The following is a 16,449-nucleotide window of genomic DNA, read 5'->3' on the forward strand; positions in this document are numbered from 1 at the left end:
TTTCATATAGTCTCCTTACTACTAGGAACTTCATTCTTAGTTCCTGTACTTCCTTCAACAACCCCATCACTCTTTATAACGCTAACAACTGTTCCAAAGAAACACTTAAAATCCATCCAGAATCCTATTTTACCAACGTATTCACCATCTAATTTAGCTTTTACCTTAATAGGTAATTCATCTCTTCCATTAATTTGCGCCCATCCTGTCAATCCAGGTGGAACATCATTAGCCCCATACTTATCTCGTTCAGCAATAAGATCATATTGGTTCCACAATGCCGGTCTTGGACCAATAATACTCATTTGGCCAACAAAGATATTCCAAATTTGCGGTAGCTCATCAAGTGAAGTCTTTCTCAGAAATTTGCCCATTTTTGTGATATATCGTTCTGCATCACTTAATAAGTGAGTCGGAGTGTCTTTAGGCGTATCTATTCTCATGGTACGGAATTTCAAAATATTGAAATGTGTCTTGTTAATTCCTACACGCTTTTGCTTAAATAGAACTGGTCCTCTTGAATCAATCTTAATAGCAATAATTAGAAATAGAAAAATCGGTGATAATACTATAAGTCCAATTAAAGAAAGAATGATGTCTATCAATCTTTTAACCTTCATATACATCCAGCTACACTCCTTAAAATTTGTTCTTTAGTAGATTAGGACTTAACTGGAATCTGTTATTCTTCCATTCCAACCAACTACTAAAACACTAAAATTTTTATCTATCTCTAATAGCCACCTCTAAATATCAAATCATTCTACAACGAAAATTCAAAATAGTTATTGCTATATTTATCACTCTCATCTGAGTTTCATCTATTACACTCTGGCCCTATCCACCCGATTAACTTCAAACAAACCCTCTTTATTTCGATCAATGAAAATGACCAGAAAACAGAACAGCAAACGCAGCCAATATACCCAAAATTACTATTACCGCGAGTAACTCCACCAACGTATAACCCCTTGAATCTTCATTAAAGACACTCCTTCACCGAATTCTCTTATTTTCTTCAAGTAAATTCTCAGGGGTTTACACCTCAAAAAAACACCCCGAGTCCATGTCAAACGCTATATGAACTCGGGAAATTTAAATATTATTTAACTTTTTCCTTAGCCATAACCTCATCAAGATAAGCCAGCACCTCAGGTCTTAATCCTTCATCCTGCAAAGCAAATTCCAAAGTAGTCTTAACAAACCCAACCTTCTCTCCAACATCATATCGCTTACCCTCAAAATCATAAGCAAACACACGCTGAATCTGATTCAACTTCTGAATCGCATCCGTCAGCTGAATCTCACCACCAGCACCCGTCTCCATCTGATCCAAGAACATAAAAATTTCCGGGGTAAGTACATATCTTCCCATAATTGCTAGATTCGAAGGCGCTGTTCCCGGTGCAGGCTTCTCCACAAAATTCTCTACCTGATATCTTCTATCATTTTGAATAGAAGGTTCAACAATTCCATAGCGATGCGTCTCACTATCCGGTACCGTTTGCACACCAATCACAGAAGAATGAGTTTCTTTATATTGCTCAATCAACTGCCGTAGACAAGGAGTATCACTCTGAACAATATCATCACCAAGAAGTACCGCAAAAGGTTCGTCACCGATAAAGTTACGCGCACACCATACTGCATGTCCAAGCCCCTTAGGTTCCTTCTGCCTAATATAATGAATATCTGCCAGTTTTGTAGAATAACGTACCTTTTCAAGAATATCCAACTTCCCTTTTTCCAAAAGATTTTGCTCAAGCTCATGGGCAAAATCAAAGTGATCCTCTATCGCGCGTTTACCCTTACCAGTAACAATGATAATATCCTCAATACCTGAAGCAACTGCTTCTTCAACTATGTATTGGATAGTTGGTTTATCTACTATCGGCAACATTTCTTTCGGCATTGCCTTCGTCGCTGGCAGGAATCGTGTTCCTAATCCTGCTGCCGGAATGATCGCTTTTCTAACTTTTTTCATTTATTTTTGCCCCCAATTACTTTGCAACAAGGAAAATTTTATTTTTCTTACGATTTGCTAGATTAATTACATACTCTTTCAGCTGCGGAGAAGTAAAGTTCTCATATCGCTCCAAAAGATAACTAATTTCCTCTTCCTGATCCAGCACTGCTTTCCCAATAAAAATCTTAGGGAAAATCGGCTCTGGATGAATTTCTTTTTCGTTCAACAGCTCTTCAAACATTTTCTCACCAGGTCTTAACCCAGAGTACCTGATTCCGATATCTTCTATAGTATAACCAGACAATCTAATAAGGTTTTTAGCTAGGTCTGTGATTTTAACCGGCTCGCCCATATCAAGCACAAAAATCTCCCCGCCCCGGGCAAGCGATCCAGCTTGGATGACTAGTCTTGATGCTTCCGGAATGGTCATAAAGTACCTAGTCATATCAGGATGGGTAACCGTAACCGGTCCGCCAGCTTGAATTTGTTTTTTGAATAGAGGGATTACACTGCCACGGCTGCCAAGTACATTTCCAAATCGGACAGCAACGAATTTTGTCTTGCTGTGCTGGTCGAGTTGTTGGATGATCATCTCAGCAATACGTTTTGTTGACCCCATGACATTTGTAGGATTTACTGCTTTATCTGTAGATACAAGCACAAATGTTCCGACCCCAAATGTATCCGCTGCTTCGGCAACATTCTTAGTTCCAAATACATTGTTCTTTACTGCTTCTCTAGGGTTGTACTCCATTAAAGGAACATGCTTATGTGCAGCTGCATGATAGACGACATCCGGAGCATGCTCTTCCATCACTTCGAACATCCGGTCACGGTCCTGAACATCACCGATTACAGGGATAATTTCAATAGCTTGTCCATACTGGTTCCTTAGTTCCATATCAATTGTATAGATACTGTTTTCACCATGCCCTACTAGCACTAACTTAGCCGGATTGAACTGGCAAATCTGGCGGCAGATTTCGGATCCGATCGAGCCGCCTGCCCCGGTAACAAGGACTGTTTTGCCTGAAACATATTCAGAAATGCCCTCAATGTCCAACTTGATTGGCTCACGCCCCAGCAGATCTTCTACCTCAACATCACGGAACTGGCTGACCGCCACCTTGCCAAGCATGACGTCTTCGATTTTTGGCATGATCTGTGTCTTTATATTGGTTTTTGCACACTCTGCAAAGATACGGTTTAACTCTTCTTTCTTTAACGAAGGAATCGCAATGACGATTCGATCAATTCGGTACTTTTCAACTGCCTCTACAATGTTTTCGGAAGTTCCTGCTACCGGAACACCTAATACCTGCAGCTTATATTTCCTTGAATCATCATCTATAAATGCCGCCGTCACCATCCCAAGTTCAGGGTTGTTCTTCAACTGCCTCGCCAGTAAAGTACCGGCTTGTCCTGCTCCGACGATCATGACTCGCTTTGTATTATCATCTGGCTTGATATAACGATCACGATAGACTCTCCAAAGAAAGCGAGATCCGCCAATTGTCAATATAAGAACTGACCAGGCACTGAACAGCACTCTTCCGTAGAAAGGAACATTGAATGCGAATTGGAACAGAGCTACTGTAAGGATCGCCAGGGTAACTGCCCTGAAGATTCCGACCAATTCTCCAATGCTTGCATACTCCCATGCTTTGTTATATAGCTGAAGGAATGAGGCAAATAGATGATAGCTGCTGACCAAAACAATCGCACTCAAAAAAAGATGTTCATAACTGAAGGTTTCAAGTGATGGATGAAGTGGTATGTAACTTAGGTGAATCGCAGATAAAACAATGATCGAATCGAGACCGGCTAAAAAAAGCAGACGTTTATGGTAACTCATCGTATTCCCCCTCTATTATTAACGCTTTCCAACACTAAAGACTGACTGACAAAAATAAATATCTAATGAAAACCCACGTCCAGACATGTACTTTCATCAGATATCTATTATTCTTGTATCCAACTAAATTTAACTCTGATTCTTTTAAAAACCTATAGGGAGAAATTCTCCCTATAAGGAAAAAACGGGCATCTAACCCACCCTCACACCATGCTATTGACAACGCGCGCGTCTAAGGCTACCCACTTCTGGGTTCCCACAGCATGATCGAGTGCCCCCATGGGTAACGGGTAGGAGGCATCGCCGGTCAGTCTTACTGACATTCAATATGTTGATTCTGGATGTAGGCTAAAAAATCCCGAGGAACTTTTTCTTTTTTATTGGTTCTGGAGTTTCCTGATAAACATGATTCCCTTGAACCAATAACTCAGCATTCTCTTGAAAGTAGTAGACTAGGTCGATTCCATATTTTGATTCAATTAGTTCCATCGTTTCAGCTATCTTAAATCCCCTGCTTCCAACATTATGCGCATCAGAAGCAATGAAATGAGTAAGGTTAGCTTCAATCAATTGATAGGAGAAATTCCTGATTTTCTTCCCGAAGTGACCGCTGATGCTCGATGCTGTCACTTGTGTCAGAGCGCCTTTTTTGACGAGATTGTATAAAGCCTCTGGACGCTCGATGATTTCCTGATTTCTCTCAGGATGAACAATGATTGGTGTGATTTCTTTCAACTGGAGATCGAACAAGAGTGTTTCCGCATATCGCGGCACATGGTTTGAAGGAAATTCAATGAATAAGTACTGAGTATGATTCAAGCTCAATATTTCACCTTTTTCAATTCCCTCAATGACGTCACCATAGAGCCGAACTTCCTGTCCGGGAAGGACCTTCAAATCGACTCCCTCGTTCTTTAAGACTGTATTCACTTCATCCACTCTAGGAATAATGGACTCTTTCGGATTATCATACTTGCTATTTTTATGGTGAGGAGTGGCGATGATTGTATGAATACCTTCGCCTACTGCCACACGGGCCATTTTGATGGTATCTTCCATACTCTGGGCACCATCGTCAATTCCTGGCAATATGTGACAATGTATGTCAATCATCGTTATTCTCCTTCCTTTTAACTGTAAATTTTCTGTGACTTTTCTAATACTAGCATTCTACCAGCATACCTACAAGGGGATGATTTTGTCGAATCGTGTCAATTTGCCCCGTAATAATAATATTGTTCTTTTCCATCCATCTTTTTATTGTTCAATACAACCCCCAGCATCTTACCCTTTGCGGAAGTCAGCATTTCTTTCGCTCTTAGCGCCTGATCTTGTTCAGTTAACCCCGAGCTAACAACAAGAATCGTCCCATCACACTGGTTCGCAAGGATTTGTGCATCTGTAACAGCCAAAACCGGTGGAGTATCGAACAGGATCACTGAGAAATTTTTAGTGGCTTCTTCAATGAACGATTGCATTGCTCGCGATGACAACAGCTCCGATGGATTCGGAGGGATCGGACCGCTTGAAAGCACCATTAGGTTCGCAACATCCGTCAGTTTCACAGCATCCAATAAAGGCGTCTGGTTTGTTAACACACTCGTCAATCCGACAGAATTAGTCTGGTTGAAAGTATAATGCACTGTCGGTTTCCTCATATCCGCATCGACAATAAGGACTTGCTTGCCTTGCTGCGCAAAGGTAACAGCAAGGTTGGCTGCAGTGGTCGACTTCCCTTCCCCTGGTCCTGTCGATGTCACCATTAATGTTGTGATCTCTTTATCAATAGAAGAAAAATGGATATTCGTCCTGATTGTCCTGTATTGTTCAGAGATTGGGGACTTAGGATCCAGCTTCGTAACCAACTTCCTTTTATTATCCATTAGTTTTTTCTTCGTGCTTTTTTTATTTACCATGCGACTCACCTCTTACCCTGCTATTGCTTTCCTGGCGGCTGGCTCTTTCCTTTGTATCGCTGATCGTAGCGACAACTCCAAGCACTGGCATGCCAAGAACTTTTTCGATATCTTGTTCTGTCTTGATTGTGTTATCGAGATATTCGATCAGGAACGCGATTCCTACACCAGCCATTAAACCGACAACCAATGCAATCGCGATGTTAAGCAGCGGCTTAGGTTTAATTGGGGATTGGTTATCAACGATTGTTGCTTTTGCCAGAATGCTTACATTATCGACATTCATGATTTTCACGATTTCTCTTTGAAATACTTCAGCTGTTTTATTCGCGATATCAGCAGCCTTTTTAGCATCCGGGTCTTGAACTGTGATATTCACAACCTGAGAATTCTGCTGACTCTGAACATTTATTTTGCCATTCAATTCGCTCGCAGCCATATCTAAATCTAACTCTTTGCTTACCAAATCCAAAATAGCCGGGCTTTTAATGATGACGTTATACGTATTGATCAACTGCAGGTTCGTCTGTACTTCGCCTACATTATAAGAAGCCTGGTCATTCTTTGTCTGGTTAACTAATATTTGTGTAGATGCCTGATATATAGGTGTCAGGAAAAAGAAACTGATGATCCCGCTGATTAGGACAGCAATCAATGTAATTACTAAAATCAAATTCAATCTTTTCCTCAATGTCTGCATTAATTCTTTTAAACTGATTGTCTCTTCCATTTGCTCCTCCATTAATTCTGAATTAAACCTCAGTATTATATCATAAATTGTTGTTTTTTTTGGATTTTCTTGTCATAATTTTAATGATATTGTAATTTTACTAACCTACTACTTAATTTAACAGGATATGTAAGTAACGTGAAGAGGTATTTTGTTAATGGAATTATTTTCAAAGTTTACTATTGCAAGATTTGGATAAATAAATATATTTGGAGGTTGTTATGAAATCATTTCTTACTACTTTACTGGCAATCATATGCGGAGCCGTCTTGCTGTGGGGGAATATCCACTGGAGTAACAAGACAGCTGTTAAGGTGGACGGAGCTAGTGTAACGAAGGCAGTTGAAAAACCTGCTGAAAAAAGTGTAGAAAAGAACGATGATCCGCAAGAACAGGAAGATGGGATTCTATCCCTAACTAAAAACTGGCCTGCAGAAGCTATAGAAACCTTCAAGAAGGCTCAAGAAGAGGGACAAGCATATAAGATACTCATTGTCGGATCTAACGCATTAGGAGACGAACCAAATGGCTGGGCTTACCAGACGAAGGACGGACTGACAGAAGCATTTGGTGGGGAGAACTTGATTGTTGAAATAATGAAGTATGAGACTACCTCCCTGAATTTTGTTCAGGAAAACCATCAGGAAGAACTGGCATCGGCTGAAGCTGACTTAATTATTTTCGAACCATTCACTTTGAATGATAATACGAATGGAGTCGGCACGGAAAATTCACTGATTAATGTCCAGCGGGTTTTAGATCAAATTGAAGAAGTAAATACCAATACAGTGGTGATCCTGAATCCTCCTAATCCTTTATATAATGCGAAGTATTACCCATTACAGGTTGAGGCATTGAAGGAATATGCCGAGGAAAACGACATCCCTTACCTGGACCACTGGACAGCATGGCCAGAGCTGGATTCACAAGAGATGAATGACTACCTGACCAACGGTTCGCCTAATGAAAAGGGACATGAACTATGGGCTCAGTTTATGCTGGATTATTTGGTTGCAAAGAATTAACTTATATCGAACATCAATGCTCTTCCATTTGGAAGAGCATTTTTTATTTAAGTTTTCTGCATACTTGTCGATAAAAGGAATGTTATGGAAGAAAAATAAATAAAATGGGGGTCTTTTTTTGTCGAAAATCAAGTTTTCTGCCTTACTAGTATTTTTACTAACATTGACTGGATTTGTAGCCGCTTCCTCTCAAGCGTCTGCAGTAGCAAATTACGAGAGGATTGCCGGTTCGAACCGAGTTGATACTTCTGTACAGATTTCGAATATGGGCTGGGAGCAGGCAGATTCCGTTATACTTGCACGGGCTGATAACCCAGCGGATGCCTTATCATCAGCTTCCTTATCAGGTGCTTTAGATGCACCAATCCTGCTTACCTATCCTAATAAAATCTCTCAATCTGTCATTGATGAGATTGATCGCTTAGGTGCTGCGAATGTATATATTTTAGGTGGCACTGCGGCCATCAGCAGTACAGTTGAAGCCGCACTGGACAAGCTGGAACTTAATACGATTAGAGTGAACGGGAAAAACCGTTTTGAGACGGCGGCTAATATCAATAAGAAAGCCGGAAGTTCGTTGGGGACTAAAGCAATCGTCGTCAACGGGTTTGCAGTTGCTGATGCTTTATCCGCTTCAAGCAACTCTGCTATTAACCAGATTCCAATTTACCTTGCGAACAAAACGAGTCTGCCAGTCAATTTGCCAGCCAATATTAAAGAAGTACTGATCTATGGCGGAGAAGGCGTAGTCGGAAAACAGGTTGCCCAGTACCTGCAGAACCAGGGGAAAAAGGTGACCAGGATCGCTGGCAGCAACCGATATATGACTAACCTTGCGGCGGCTGACCCTTCCCTCGGTAATCATGTCATTATCGTACGCGGAATCAGTACAAGCCCAACAAGTGAGGAATATCCTGATGCAGTTGCAGGAGCTGGGTTATCCCACAAAATAGATGCGAATATTATCCTGACACATCCTGATACTCCTGTATCAGCTACATTAGATTATTTTAATAAGAACCGTTATTGGGGTTATTTCATACTTGGCGGAGAGAAAGCTGTATCAACTAAAACCGCAATCGACTTGAGCTTTCACCCGGATTCAAAAGTATTGAAAACCTTCGGGCAAAATATCATTGCTTCTGCGATGGACCCGTTAAGACCAGTTTTATATTCTTTAAGCGATGACGATAATAGTCTGCATTCCTATAATTATGTAACAGGGGAGCAGAAATCTATCAAATTCAACGACATGCCAGAACAGCTTTATGTTGCGAACAACAAGGTCTATGTTACGCTCGTTCATGGAGAGCATGACGATTATTGGTTCGATGACCAATCAGGCGGAATTGCCGTCGTAAATGCAGAACAATTCAGGTTGGAGAAGCAATTCGAAATTGCGCTTGATCCATTTGATATAGTTGTCGATCAACAGGGATTCATCTATGTTTCCGGCGGTTCTGGCCAGTGGACTGAGCTAAAAAGCTACTCAGGAGTAACGGGCGAAGAACTATCAGGGGAAAGAATTTACCAGCAGGGCTATCTTGAATTAAGCCCTAACCAGAGCAAAATATATTCTATTGATACAGGTCTATCTCCTCGTGATATAAGCGAATATTATATTTCAGGAGGAATGATCACAGGGGAAAAAGATTCCCCATATCATGGTGATTATGATTTAGGCGATTTCCATACTATTTCAAACATCAAAGTTTCTCCTGATGGCAAATATCTATTTAATAATATGGGCCATGTTTTCAAAGGGAATTTAGACTATGCTGCCGAGCTGTGGTTCCCATACGAGGATCTGGCCTTTGACCTTGACCAGAACAGATTTTTCACAGGCATCAGCAGCTTTATCTTCAAGCATGACTACTCTGACTTTATGTTTAACCGTTATTACCAGCTTAATGGAGAACTAGAAGCGATCTATCAGAAAGACGGAAAGCTATATGTCCTATCTTTACTTGAAGTCAGCAGCACTGGACTTCAAAGATATGCGCTTGAACAGCTTGATCCTGCAAAAGGTGTGGAACATAAAATCAACACACAATCAACAGAGTCTACAGAAAAGACGCTTCAGAGCATTATGAAATAGGCTCTTTTCTCAAACTTCGATGCTATTGAATACAAAATTGGATTGAATTATCTAAATTCCTTCTTAAAGTTGCCGCTTCTTAAGAGAAAAGAGCATGCAAACTAATACCGAACTAAAAATGGGTATATATTACGTTAAAATCAGGTTTAGGATTTTAACAACAATCTCTACGAAAACAGCAGTGAATTAAAACCAAAAAATGAGTGTGAGGATGACCTCGCACTCATTTTTTCATTAACCGCCTAAGAAAATATAGGATATGAAAATAAGTATGTACCGCTATCCCGAAAACAAGCCAGCCTTGATACTCGATAGTAAACATAGTTGATGAAACAATTATAGCGGATATACTATATAGAACGAATTGTAGTATATAAGGATACTTATTTATTTTTCCTTCTTTAATAATTAAGTCAATCAATAACGTTGTAGGAATGCCGAGTATTAAATAGAAAGGAATCTGATAGATCGTTAGGACCAGGATGGTATCCAGATATGGGTTATAACCATAATACCCTGTCTCCTGGCTTGCACCAAATGTCAAATAGCCGTAGAAGGTGATCAGTGCAGCAGATGTGGGAGCAGCTAATATAATGGCCAGCAGTATTCTTTTCATTCTCTTCTTCCTTTCTGTGAATGTTAAACCTACTCACTCTATTATATACTCATCAAACGATGGAGCAATTACAGTTTTAGTTTTGTCTATGATAACGCAGAGGGAAAACTGAAAAGTGAGGGATTACTAGCGAGAGAAATCGATGAATAAGTTCTTTGTACAAGTCACACTTGAAGAATTAGTATAGAGGGAATATTCATATAAAAACGTCGTGCCAATCCTGTTGGCACGACGTTTCCACTGATAGCTGCTACCAAGGAAATTTTCTCTATTAACTTCTAAGAATTCCCCTATATAGATCCAAAATTATTCAGATCAATGCTGGTTTGGAAGGTCTTGAAGAATATCAATAATTTGAGTCACCAATTCCCCATTTATAGTTACAGCAGCCATTAGTCCCATTACCAGTATCATACTAACTATCTTTTTCAAAGGTCACCACTCCCTGTTATTTTTATAATACAATAATATATCATTTGTAGATTTTTCTGATTTCCCGTTTTAACAGGATTAATTTCGAATATTATCAAACAATCACTAATATTTGTAATTTTTCTAGTAAAATATAATCATAGTTATAAAAGAGGGAGGGAATAGTTAGTGGACAGAGCAGACATAATCGGCAAGCAAATCAAATACCTTCGTAATCAAGCTCAAATCACTCAAAGCCAGCTAGCAGAGGGAATCGGTACCCAAGCGCAAATAAGTAAGATCGAGAGCGGCGAGGTTATTCCTTTATGCACTACCTTATATGAAATTGCTTATAAGTTAGGGGTGGATGTTAACTATTTCTATAATCAAGCATATCATCCAAGATTTGATTATGTTAATGAAATAAAATATCAGATCAGAAAATCCATCCGGGAACGTAATTATGAAGAAGTGGAGCAACTCATAAGAGCAGAGGAAGCTCACCTGGCGTTTAAGATGCCGATCAACCATCAATTTATGCTCTGGCATAAGGGAGTAGTAGAATATTATATCCGGAAAGATGTTAATAAATCATTAAACCTTCTAGAAACAGCTTTTATGATTGGAAAAGGAAAGAATAGCAATCTTCCCATCTCCATACAGGACATTGAAATCTTGAACAGTCAAGCTATCATTTATAACGAAATTTCGGATTTCAATCATTCTGTAGAAATATATAAAAATGCTCTAAACTACTTAAAAAACATGCCAGAAATTCCCGATAAAAGAGTAGTGATCCGTCTATATTATGGAATTGCTAAGTCCCTTTTTAAATTAGAATTATTTAAAGAATCCATATCATATTGTAACAAAGGGATTAATCTCTGCTTGAATGAAGAGTTGCTGTATTTATTAGGGGAACTTCATTATGAAGCTGGCCAGAATTATCAGGCTTTAAACAACAACATTAAAGCCTCAGATCATTATTCCCGGGCAAAAGAAACGTTCTATATTTCTAATAGAAAAGAATTTCTTGAAGCTACGGAAAGCAAACTAATCCAAATTCAAAAATCAGGACGGTAATGTCTTTCTCGTATTTTTCTTTTTAACATATAATGAGACAGCAAAATGATTTGCTGTCCCATTCATTAGTTTATATCTGTGTGCTTAATAGCCTTCTACTGTACCTGAATATCTTGTTGATTTCGCCCTGTATAGAGGCGGTTTATCGTATCCTGTCGGCACTGCAACTTCGGTTACAACTATTCTCCAATCTCCACTTCCTGCACTACTATTCATAGTTATCTGTGATGTAGAAGTAACTGTCTTACTCACTTTAGTAGACCACCAAAGACCATTACTTCTTTGTAATTTTACTGTTACTCCTTGTTTACCTGCTGTTTGAATGAATTCATCAACCTTAAATTTCACACTTACGCCTTCTTTCATGGAGTAAAAGTGATGATAGTTTGAAGGTACAGAAGTAGTACTCGGGGTGGTAGTACCACTGAAATTCGTTATAAACATATTAGCAGATACTGGACTTACAACTGCAAAGATTACTAGAAATGCTATAAGTAAAGAGGATAGCTTGATAGACATTTTTTTAACCAACTTTGCCAACTCCTTATAGAGAATTAAGATGTGATTTTCGCTGTTTGAATTATATATTCGCGCTTAGGAGCATTAACATCAACTACTAGAGTAGTGTAATAACTGATAGGCAAGTATTTTAGGGCTGTGAATTTACCATTGCTGGTGACTCTTGCCACTTTCGCTGTTTTTCCAATAGTCCCATCTAATCCTTCCTTGCTTGTCGATTCAGATCTGGAATACATAGTACCTGTTGTTTCCGCACGTGCGGAAACAGCTGTTAAATAACTTCCTTCCCAAGAGAAAATTCCACCGACCGCATGAGAAAAATTCCACCCGTTGGTATTGACTACATATGCCTGATACTCTTTAGAGCCAATTGAAGCTATTGCCATTGCAGAATAGTGTAATTGACCTTTTTCTAATACCTTAGGCTCGACGTTCTTTTCCTTAAAACCAACTTTTAGGTTTTTCCCTTTTACTTCGAAATTCTTTTCACCGTTAGCCAACTTTTGGTTAGCTTTATCTACTAGTACTTGTAATTCTTGGTTTAAAGTATCAATCTCCTTAGCCGTAGGATAGTGATTATTTTCAGCGGCGCTTGCTCCATTGGCAGATATGAGTAAGATCAATCCAAAAGTTAAGAGAAACAAAATCTTCTTCACTATATTTCCTCCCTATTCTCTTCAAAGGTATACCTTATTAAGTTTTGAGCTCATTACCATTATCTAGGGTATTCTAGTAAATTGTCACCGCAATTTGGTCCAGGTTCTCCGCAAGATTTCCATGTGGAGTTTTCTAATTTTGTTGAGTACACAAATATAAATATAGTTATATTTCATTTATATATAGGGTGAAAAACAGATAATTTATCTCGTTACTTTTGACATAAAGCTCAAATGTCTGAATTTGCGGATTTCACTAAATTACAACGTTCTATTAAGATTAAAGTGAGTGAAGGGGCAATTAACAAATGTATCAAGGGGGATGTGAAATTTGACGAGGGTATTAGTAATTAATGAAAACGAACTGTTCGGGCAAGGAATAAAACAGCTTTTGGAAAAAGAATCAGATTTCAAAGTTACTTTTTTACAATTATTATCCAAAGAGTGTAATAACACGAACTTCATTTCCAATTTTGATGTTTATCTATTAGAAAGTACTGCCTTAAGCATGGAAATAGTAAATAGAATTTTCAAAATAAATGTTAAAGCTAGAATCGTTATGTTCTATGATAAATCGATTTCTCACCTTAAGCAGCTTGCCAGCTTAGGTATAAGTGGATTCATAAAAAAATCAACCTCCATTACTGAACTTATATTAACTTTACAACTTGTGAAACACGGACACGCTTCATTTCCTTTACCACTACTGGAACAACTTATTGCCACCCAAAAGCATTTTAGCTCGGATGGTTATACTCTGGATAACGTCTTAACAAAAAAAGAATTGGAAATCCTGCATTATATAGCAGCTGGTAAAAACAATCGGGAAATCTCTGAAGAATTATTCATGAGTGTCCGCTCCATTGAATACCACTTAACAAAAATATTTAAAAAACTGAGCGTAAATTCACGTGTAGAAGCTCTATCGAAAGCCATAAGCCTCAATATAATTAGTATTAATTAAATAAAAGGAATTTAGCTGAAAGTATCTATCTAGGAGGAAAAAACCATGGAATTATATATGATTATATTTGTTTTCTTTGTATGCTTTATCATTAGTGCCGTTTTAAATGTTATCTTTAAAATGACCGGAAAAATCAATTGGGTAATATCATTACTTCTAAGTCTATTTCTATCGATTGTTTTCGTTGCAGTACTAGGCGTTAAATAAGTCTGTCCTTATTAAAGTGAATAAAATATGAAAACTAAAAGTCCTTCCCAAATCAGAGAAGGACTTTTGTGTTATTTAATGAATTTATTCAATTGCTTCTCTATATCCGGTGAAACCGCACCGGTACCGCCAAGGATGTATATATTATCGATTTCACTGCTTTTGGCTGTTAGGAATGCACTCACTTTACTATGCATTTTATTCGCAGGTGTAAGGATGACTGGCGCATAATACATGTTTGCCAGAGGTGCTCCCGAAAGTGCGTCTGGGAATAGGTCTCCACGAGCGAATGTCAGGGTACTAGCGTCCATACCAAGATTATTTATCCCGTATTTGGCTACATTGACAGACACCTCATAGCGATCACTGCCTCCAATGCGTTCGACCTCTGCACCTGGGCGTATACGTTTTAATTTTGTGGCTACTGATTCATTTACTGCAGCAGGACCACCTATGATAATAAAGTTCTCTATATTTGGATTGTTTTTAATGAACGTTTCAATAGGTGCCGGCACGCCGTCCTTCTTTACCAGCAGGATCGGCATACCTGATGGACCTGCAATCGTAGAGGCTGAGAGGGCATCCGGGAATGCTTCACCGCTGGCAATGATGGCTGTACCTTCACCCCATTGATCTGCCACTCTTTCTGCAATGCTGGCAGAAACAGCATAACGATCATTTCCTCCTATTCGATCCACCTCTATTCCTAATTCTTCCAACTGCTCTTCTACATCAGGAGAAACTGAAGCTGGTCCCCCAAGAATGATCGCCCGTTCAGGCTGGATATTTTCAAGTTCTGTCACCACTGAGTATGGAAGAGATTTAGGATTCGTCAGCAGGATTGGGGCGTCCTCTGTAAATGCTAGTGGACCGCCTGAAACCGCATCAGGATATAAGTCGCCCCTCGTTATAACCACTGTTCCGCTGCCATAGCCCCAATACCTTAGCGTCCGGCTTACATTGCTTGACACATGGTATCGGTCATTTCCCTGGATTCTTGATACTCCCGGCAGAGTAATAGAATAAAATGAAATAACCTTATTTCCACCTAATTTCATCGCTTCGAAGGTTATGAAGTTGTATCCCTGGCCCAGGACTAAATGATCCCACTTAAATAAACCAGGTGCTTTTAAGGCGACTTCCTGCTCATAATTGAGTGTAACATTAAGTTTAACAGCATCTGAACTTCCAGAGACCGGATAATTAGGCGCTGAATCCTTAGGAAGCCTGGTGTCTGCTGATGCTGGATTGTTCACCGTCAATTTTGGCAATACAGAGTCCGGTGTATTTGAGAAGGCACCCTTTACACGGTATTGATAACTTTCCTTTTCTTCAGAGTAGCCCATCACCACAAGATAATAAGCTCCCTCAGCTAATTCGAATGTATCATCACCTATAGGTTCAATTATTTCCTCTGAGTTCATTTCGTAGATAAAGTAATCGGGACCAAAAGGGTCATCAGCATTTCCATGAAGTGCTTCTACAGTGAATTCTCCGCCTCTTGTCGTGAAAAAGTACTCGTGAATCTGGTTATAGTCAATCTGCTGTTTATACTCAATCTCAGTCGTAACAGTTTGCGAGGATACGGACTGGCTTTGTAATTGATAAGATTGTGAACTTTGCTGCTCCAGCTGCTGAATCACAAAGCTTTTTCTCTCGTCCATTCGGTCTTTCAGGAGACTTTCCTCGGCACTAACGAACGGAATGGATAAAGAAGTGGACACCATTGCAACGACTGTGGCTGTAGATAACACTTTCAAAAACGCCTTCAATATTAACGCCCCTTTTTTTCAATTAAGTTAACAAGCTAATATTATTAGATTTTACAAAATTTGTAATGGGTCGATTCTACTATTAATAATGAATTTCACTAAAACGCTAATAAACGATTGTTTTCCTTCGAATAATCTGGGGTAAATAAAGATACCAATACTTCCAGGAGGTAAGCTATCATGAGAAAGCTTATTTACCGCGTTAAGTACCATTGGCATTCTTATCAGCATGGCTATAATAAAGCCGTTATTAAAGATTGTATCTGTCCTGATCTACGCAATAAACTTGCGAAGAGAATGGAATTCCACGAAAAGATGGCAGCCGATCACCATAAACAGCTTCAAAGCTTACAAACCAGTTTTTCATAAGAAAAAGGAGGCGGAAATTCCGCCTCCTGATTTTTTATATAGTGATGATATTCTTTAAATCAATCTTTAATTCTTCCAGAATCTTTTCAACAGTAATGTCTTTGTCATTCAGACCTTTTTCATAAGCGTTCTTCAACACTTCGACAAAATCAAGATTACTAGCCTCTTCCACTTTCATATCTCTCAATGAATAAATCCTCCGCGTTCGCTAAAATATGACATCATTCTATTAAACTTCCAGCCATTTGTAAATATCTTTCCA

16 protein-coding genes and 1 pseudogene are annotated in these 16,449 nt (G+C 39.0%); 5 read left to right on the forward strand and 12 right to left on the reverse strand.

Going from position 1 to position 16,449, the window contains the following annotated elements; translation table 11 throughout:
• Window positions 1-2: 2 nt before the first annotated feature.
• The 7 genes and pseudogenes from CD004_RS20650 to CD004_RS20680 form a co-directional block, all read right to left on the reverse strand.
• The gene (locus tag CD004_RS20650) at window positions 3-626 is read right to left on the reverse strand and encodes a sugar transferase (RefSeq protein WP_102264480.1); all 624 of its coding nucleotides are present in this window, start codon (window positions 624-626) and stop codon (window positions 3-5) included.
• 253 nt (window positions 627-879) lie between these two features.
• Window positions 880-969: pseudogene (locus tag CD004_RS24690) on the reverse strand (prepilin-type N-terminal cleavage/methylation domain-containing protein); the annotation flags it as partial.
• Window positions 970-1,102: 133 nt separating this feature from the next.
• On the reverse strand, window positions 1,103-1,984 hold the full coding sequence (galU, locus tag CD004_RS20660) for a UTP--glucose-1-phosphate uridylyltransferase GalU (RefSeq protein ID WP_102264482.1): 882 nt from the start codon (window positions 1,982-1,984) through the stop codon (window positions 1,103-1,105).
• Between the two features lie 16 nt (window positions 1,985-2,000).
• Window positions 2,001-3,821, reverse strand: a complete 1,821-nt coding sequence (locus tag CD004_RS20665) for a polysaccharide biosynthesis protein (protein WP_102264483.1) — start codon at window positions 3,819-3,821, stop codon at window positions 2,001-2,003.
• A gap of 348 nt (window positions 3,822-4,169) precedes the next feature.
• Window positions 4,170-4,934, reverse strand: a complete 765-nt coding sequence (locus tag CD004_RS20670) for a tyrosine-protein phosphatase (RefSeq protein ID WP_102264484.1) — start codon at window positions 4,932-4,934, stop codon at window positions 4,170-4,172.
• Between the two features lie 98 nt (window positions 4,935-5,032).
• Window positions 5,033-5,737, reverse strand: coding sequence for a CpsD/CapB family tyrosine-protein kinase (locus CD004_RS20675; protein WP_102264485.1), 705 nt, complete (start codon window positions 5,735-5,737; stop codon window positions 5,033-5,035).
• Window positions 5,727-6,467 carry a YveK family protein gene (locus CD004_RS20680; RefSeq protein WP_102264486.1) on the reverse strand — a complete coding sequence of 247 codons (741 nt, stop codon included), beginning with the start codon at window positions 6,465-6,467 and terminating at the stop codon, window positions 5,727-5,729. Before CD004_RS20680 ends, CD004_RS20675 begins: the two co-directional genes overlap by 11 nt.
• Before the next feature lie 221 nt (window positions 6,468-6,688).
• Here CD004_RS20680 and CD004_RS20685 point away from each other — a divergent pair, with 221 nt between their 5' ends.
• A complete protein-coding gene (locus CD004_RS20685) occupies window positions 6,689-7,492 on the forward strand; it encodes an SGNH/GDSL hydrolase family protein (RefSeq protein WP_102264487.1) in 804 nt (267 codons plus the stop codon).
• Window positions 7,493-7,610: 118 nt separating this feature from the next.
• Window positions 7,611-9,590: a cell wall-binding repeat-containing protein gene (locus CD004_RS20690; protein ID WP_102264488.1), complete on the forward strand. Its 1,980-nt coding sequence runs from the start codon at window positions 7,611-7,613 to the stop codon at window positions 9,588-9,590.
• A 223-nt stretch (window positions 9,591-9,813) separates the two neighbouring features.
• Here CD004_RS20690 and CD004_RS20695 read toward each other — a convergent pair whose 3' ends face one another.
• On the reverse strand, window positions 9,814-10,206 hold the full coding sequence (locus tag CD004_RS20695) for a hypothetical protein (protein ID WP_102264489.1): 393 nt from the start codon (window positions 10,204-10,206) through the stop codon (window positions 9,814-9,816).
• Window positions 10,207-10,806: 600 nt separating this feature from the next.
• Between CD004_RS20695 and CD004_RS20700 the strand changes: the two genes are divergently transcribed.
• Window positions 10,807-11,700 (forward strand): helix-turn-helix domain-containing protein, encoded by an 894-nt coding sequence (locus tag CD004_RS20700; RefSeq protein ID WP_102264490.1) that lies wholly within the window; start codon window positions 10,807-10,809, stop codon window positions 11,698-11,700.
• Between the two features lie 84 nt (window positions 11,701-11,784).
• Here the strand turns inward: CD004_RS20700 and CD004_RS20705 are convergent, their stop codons facing one another.
• Window positions 11,785-12,231, reverse strand: coding sequence for a hypothetical protein (locus tag CD004_RS20705; RefSeq protein ID WP_102264491.1), 447 nt, complete (start codon window positions 12,229-12,231; stop codon window positions 11,785-11,787).
• Between the two features lie 23 nt (window positions 12,232-12,254).
• Window positions 12,255-12,875: a hypothetical protein gene (locus CD004_RS20710; RefSeq protein ID WP_102264492.1), complete on the reverse strand. Its 621-nt coding sequence runs from the start codon at window positions 12,873-12,875 to the stop codon at window positions 12,255-12,257.
• Window positions 12,876-13,206: 331 nt separating this feature from the next.
• On the opposite strand from CD004_RS20710, the gene CD004_RS20715 reads away from it, so the two are divergent.
• On the forward strand, window positions 13,207-13,839 hold the full coding sequence (locus tag CD004_RS20715; RefSeq protein WP_102264493.1) for a response regulator transcription factor: 633 nt from the start codon (window positions 13,207-13,209) through the stop codon (window positions 13,837-13,839).
• 278 nt (window positions 13,840-14,117) lie between these two features.
• On the opposite strand, the gene CD004_RS20720 is transcribed toward CD004_RS20715, so the two are convergent.
• Window positions 14,118-15,818 carry a cell wall-binding repeat-containing protein gene (locus CD004_RS20720; protein ID WP_102264494.1) on the reverse strand — a complete coding sequence of 567 codons (1,701 nt, stop codon included), beginning with the start codon at window positions 15,816-15,818 and terminating at the stop codon, window positions 14,118-14,120.
• A 180-nt stretch (window positions 15,819-15,998) separates the two neighbouring features.
• Between CD004_RS20720 and CD004_RS20725 the strand changes: the two genes are divergently transcribed.
• On the forward strand, window positions 15,999-16,187 hold the full coding sequence (locus CD004_RS20725; protein ID WP_102264495.1) for a hypothetical protein: 189 nt from the start codon (window positions 15,999-16,001) through the stop codon (window positions 16,185-16,187).
• A gap of 34 nt (window positions 16,188-16,221) precedes the next feature.
• Here the strand turns inward: CD004_RS20725 and CD004_RS23925 are convergent, their stop codons facing one another.
• Window positions 16,222-16,374 carry a YwzD family small protein gene (locus CD004_RS23925; RefSeq protein ID WP_158651609.1) on the reverse strand — a complete coding sequence of 51 codons (153 nt, stop codon included), beginning with the start codon at window positions 16,372-16,374 and terminating at the stop codon, window positions 16,222-16,224.
• Window positions 16,375-16,449 lie beyond the last annotated feature (75 nt).

This window comes from Mesobacillus jeotgali (genome assembly GCF_002874535.1).
In the GTDB taxonomy this organism is placed as follows: Bacteria; Bacillota; Bacilli; order Bacillales; family Cytobacillaceae; genus Mesobacillus; species Mesobacillus jeotgali.

Bases quoted from the DNA above. Each gene is read 5' to 3' on its own strand.
- CD004_RS20695 (WP_102264489.1), bottom strand. From the start codon at position 10,206: ATGAAAAGAATACTGCTGGCCATTATATTAGCTGCTCCCACATCTGCT.
- CD004_RS20680 (WP_102264486.1), bottom strand. From the start codon at position 6,467: ATGGAAGAGACAATCAGTTTAAAAGAATTAATGCAGACATTGAGGAAA.
- galU (WP_102264482.1), bottom strand. From the start codon at position 1,984: ATGAAAAAAGTTAGAAAAGCGATCATTCCGGCAGCAGGATTAGGAACA.
- CD004_RS20675 (WP_102264485.1), bottom strand. From the start codon at position 5,737: ATGGTAAATAAAAAAAGCACGAAGAAAAAACTAATGGATAATAAAAGG.
- CD004_RS20650 (WP_102264480.1), bottom strand. From the start codon at position 626: ATGTATATGAAGGTTAAAAGATTGATAGACATCATTCTTTCTTTAATT.
- CD004_RS20685 (WP_102264487.1), top strand. From the start codon at position 6,689: ATGAAATCATTTCTTACTACTTTACTGGCAATCATATGCGGAGCCGTC.
- CD004_RS20725 (WP_102264495.1), top strand. From the start codon at position 15,999: ATGAGAAAGCTTATTTACCGCGTTAAGTACCATTGGCATTCTTATCAG.
- CD004_RS20670 (WP_102264484.1), bottom strand. From the start codon at position 4,934: ATGATTGACATACATTGTCACATATTGCCAGGAATTGACGATGGTGCC.
- CD004_RS20665 (WP_102264483.1), bottom strand. From the start codon at position 3,821: ATGAGTTACCATAAACGTCTGCTTTTTTTAGCCGGTCTCGATTCGATC.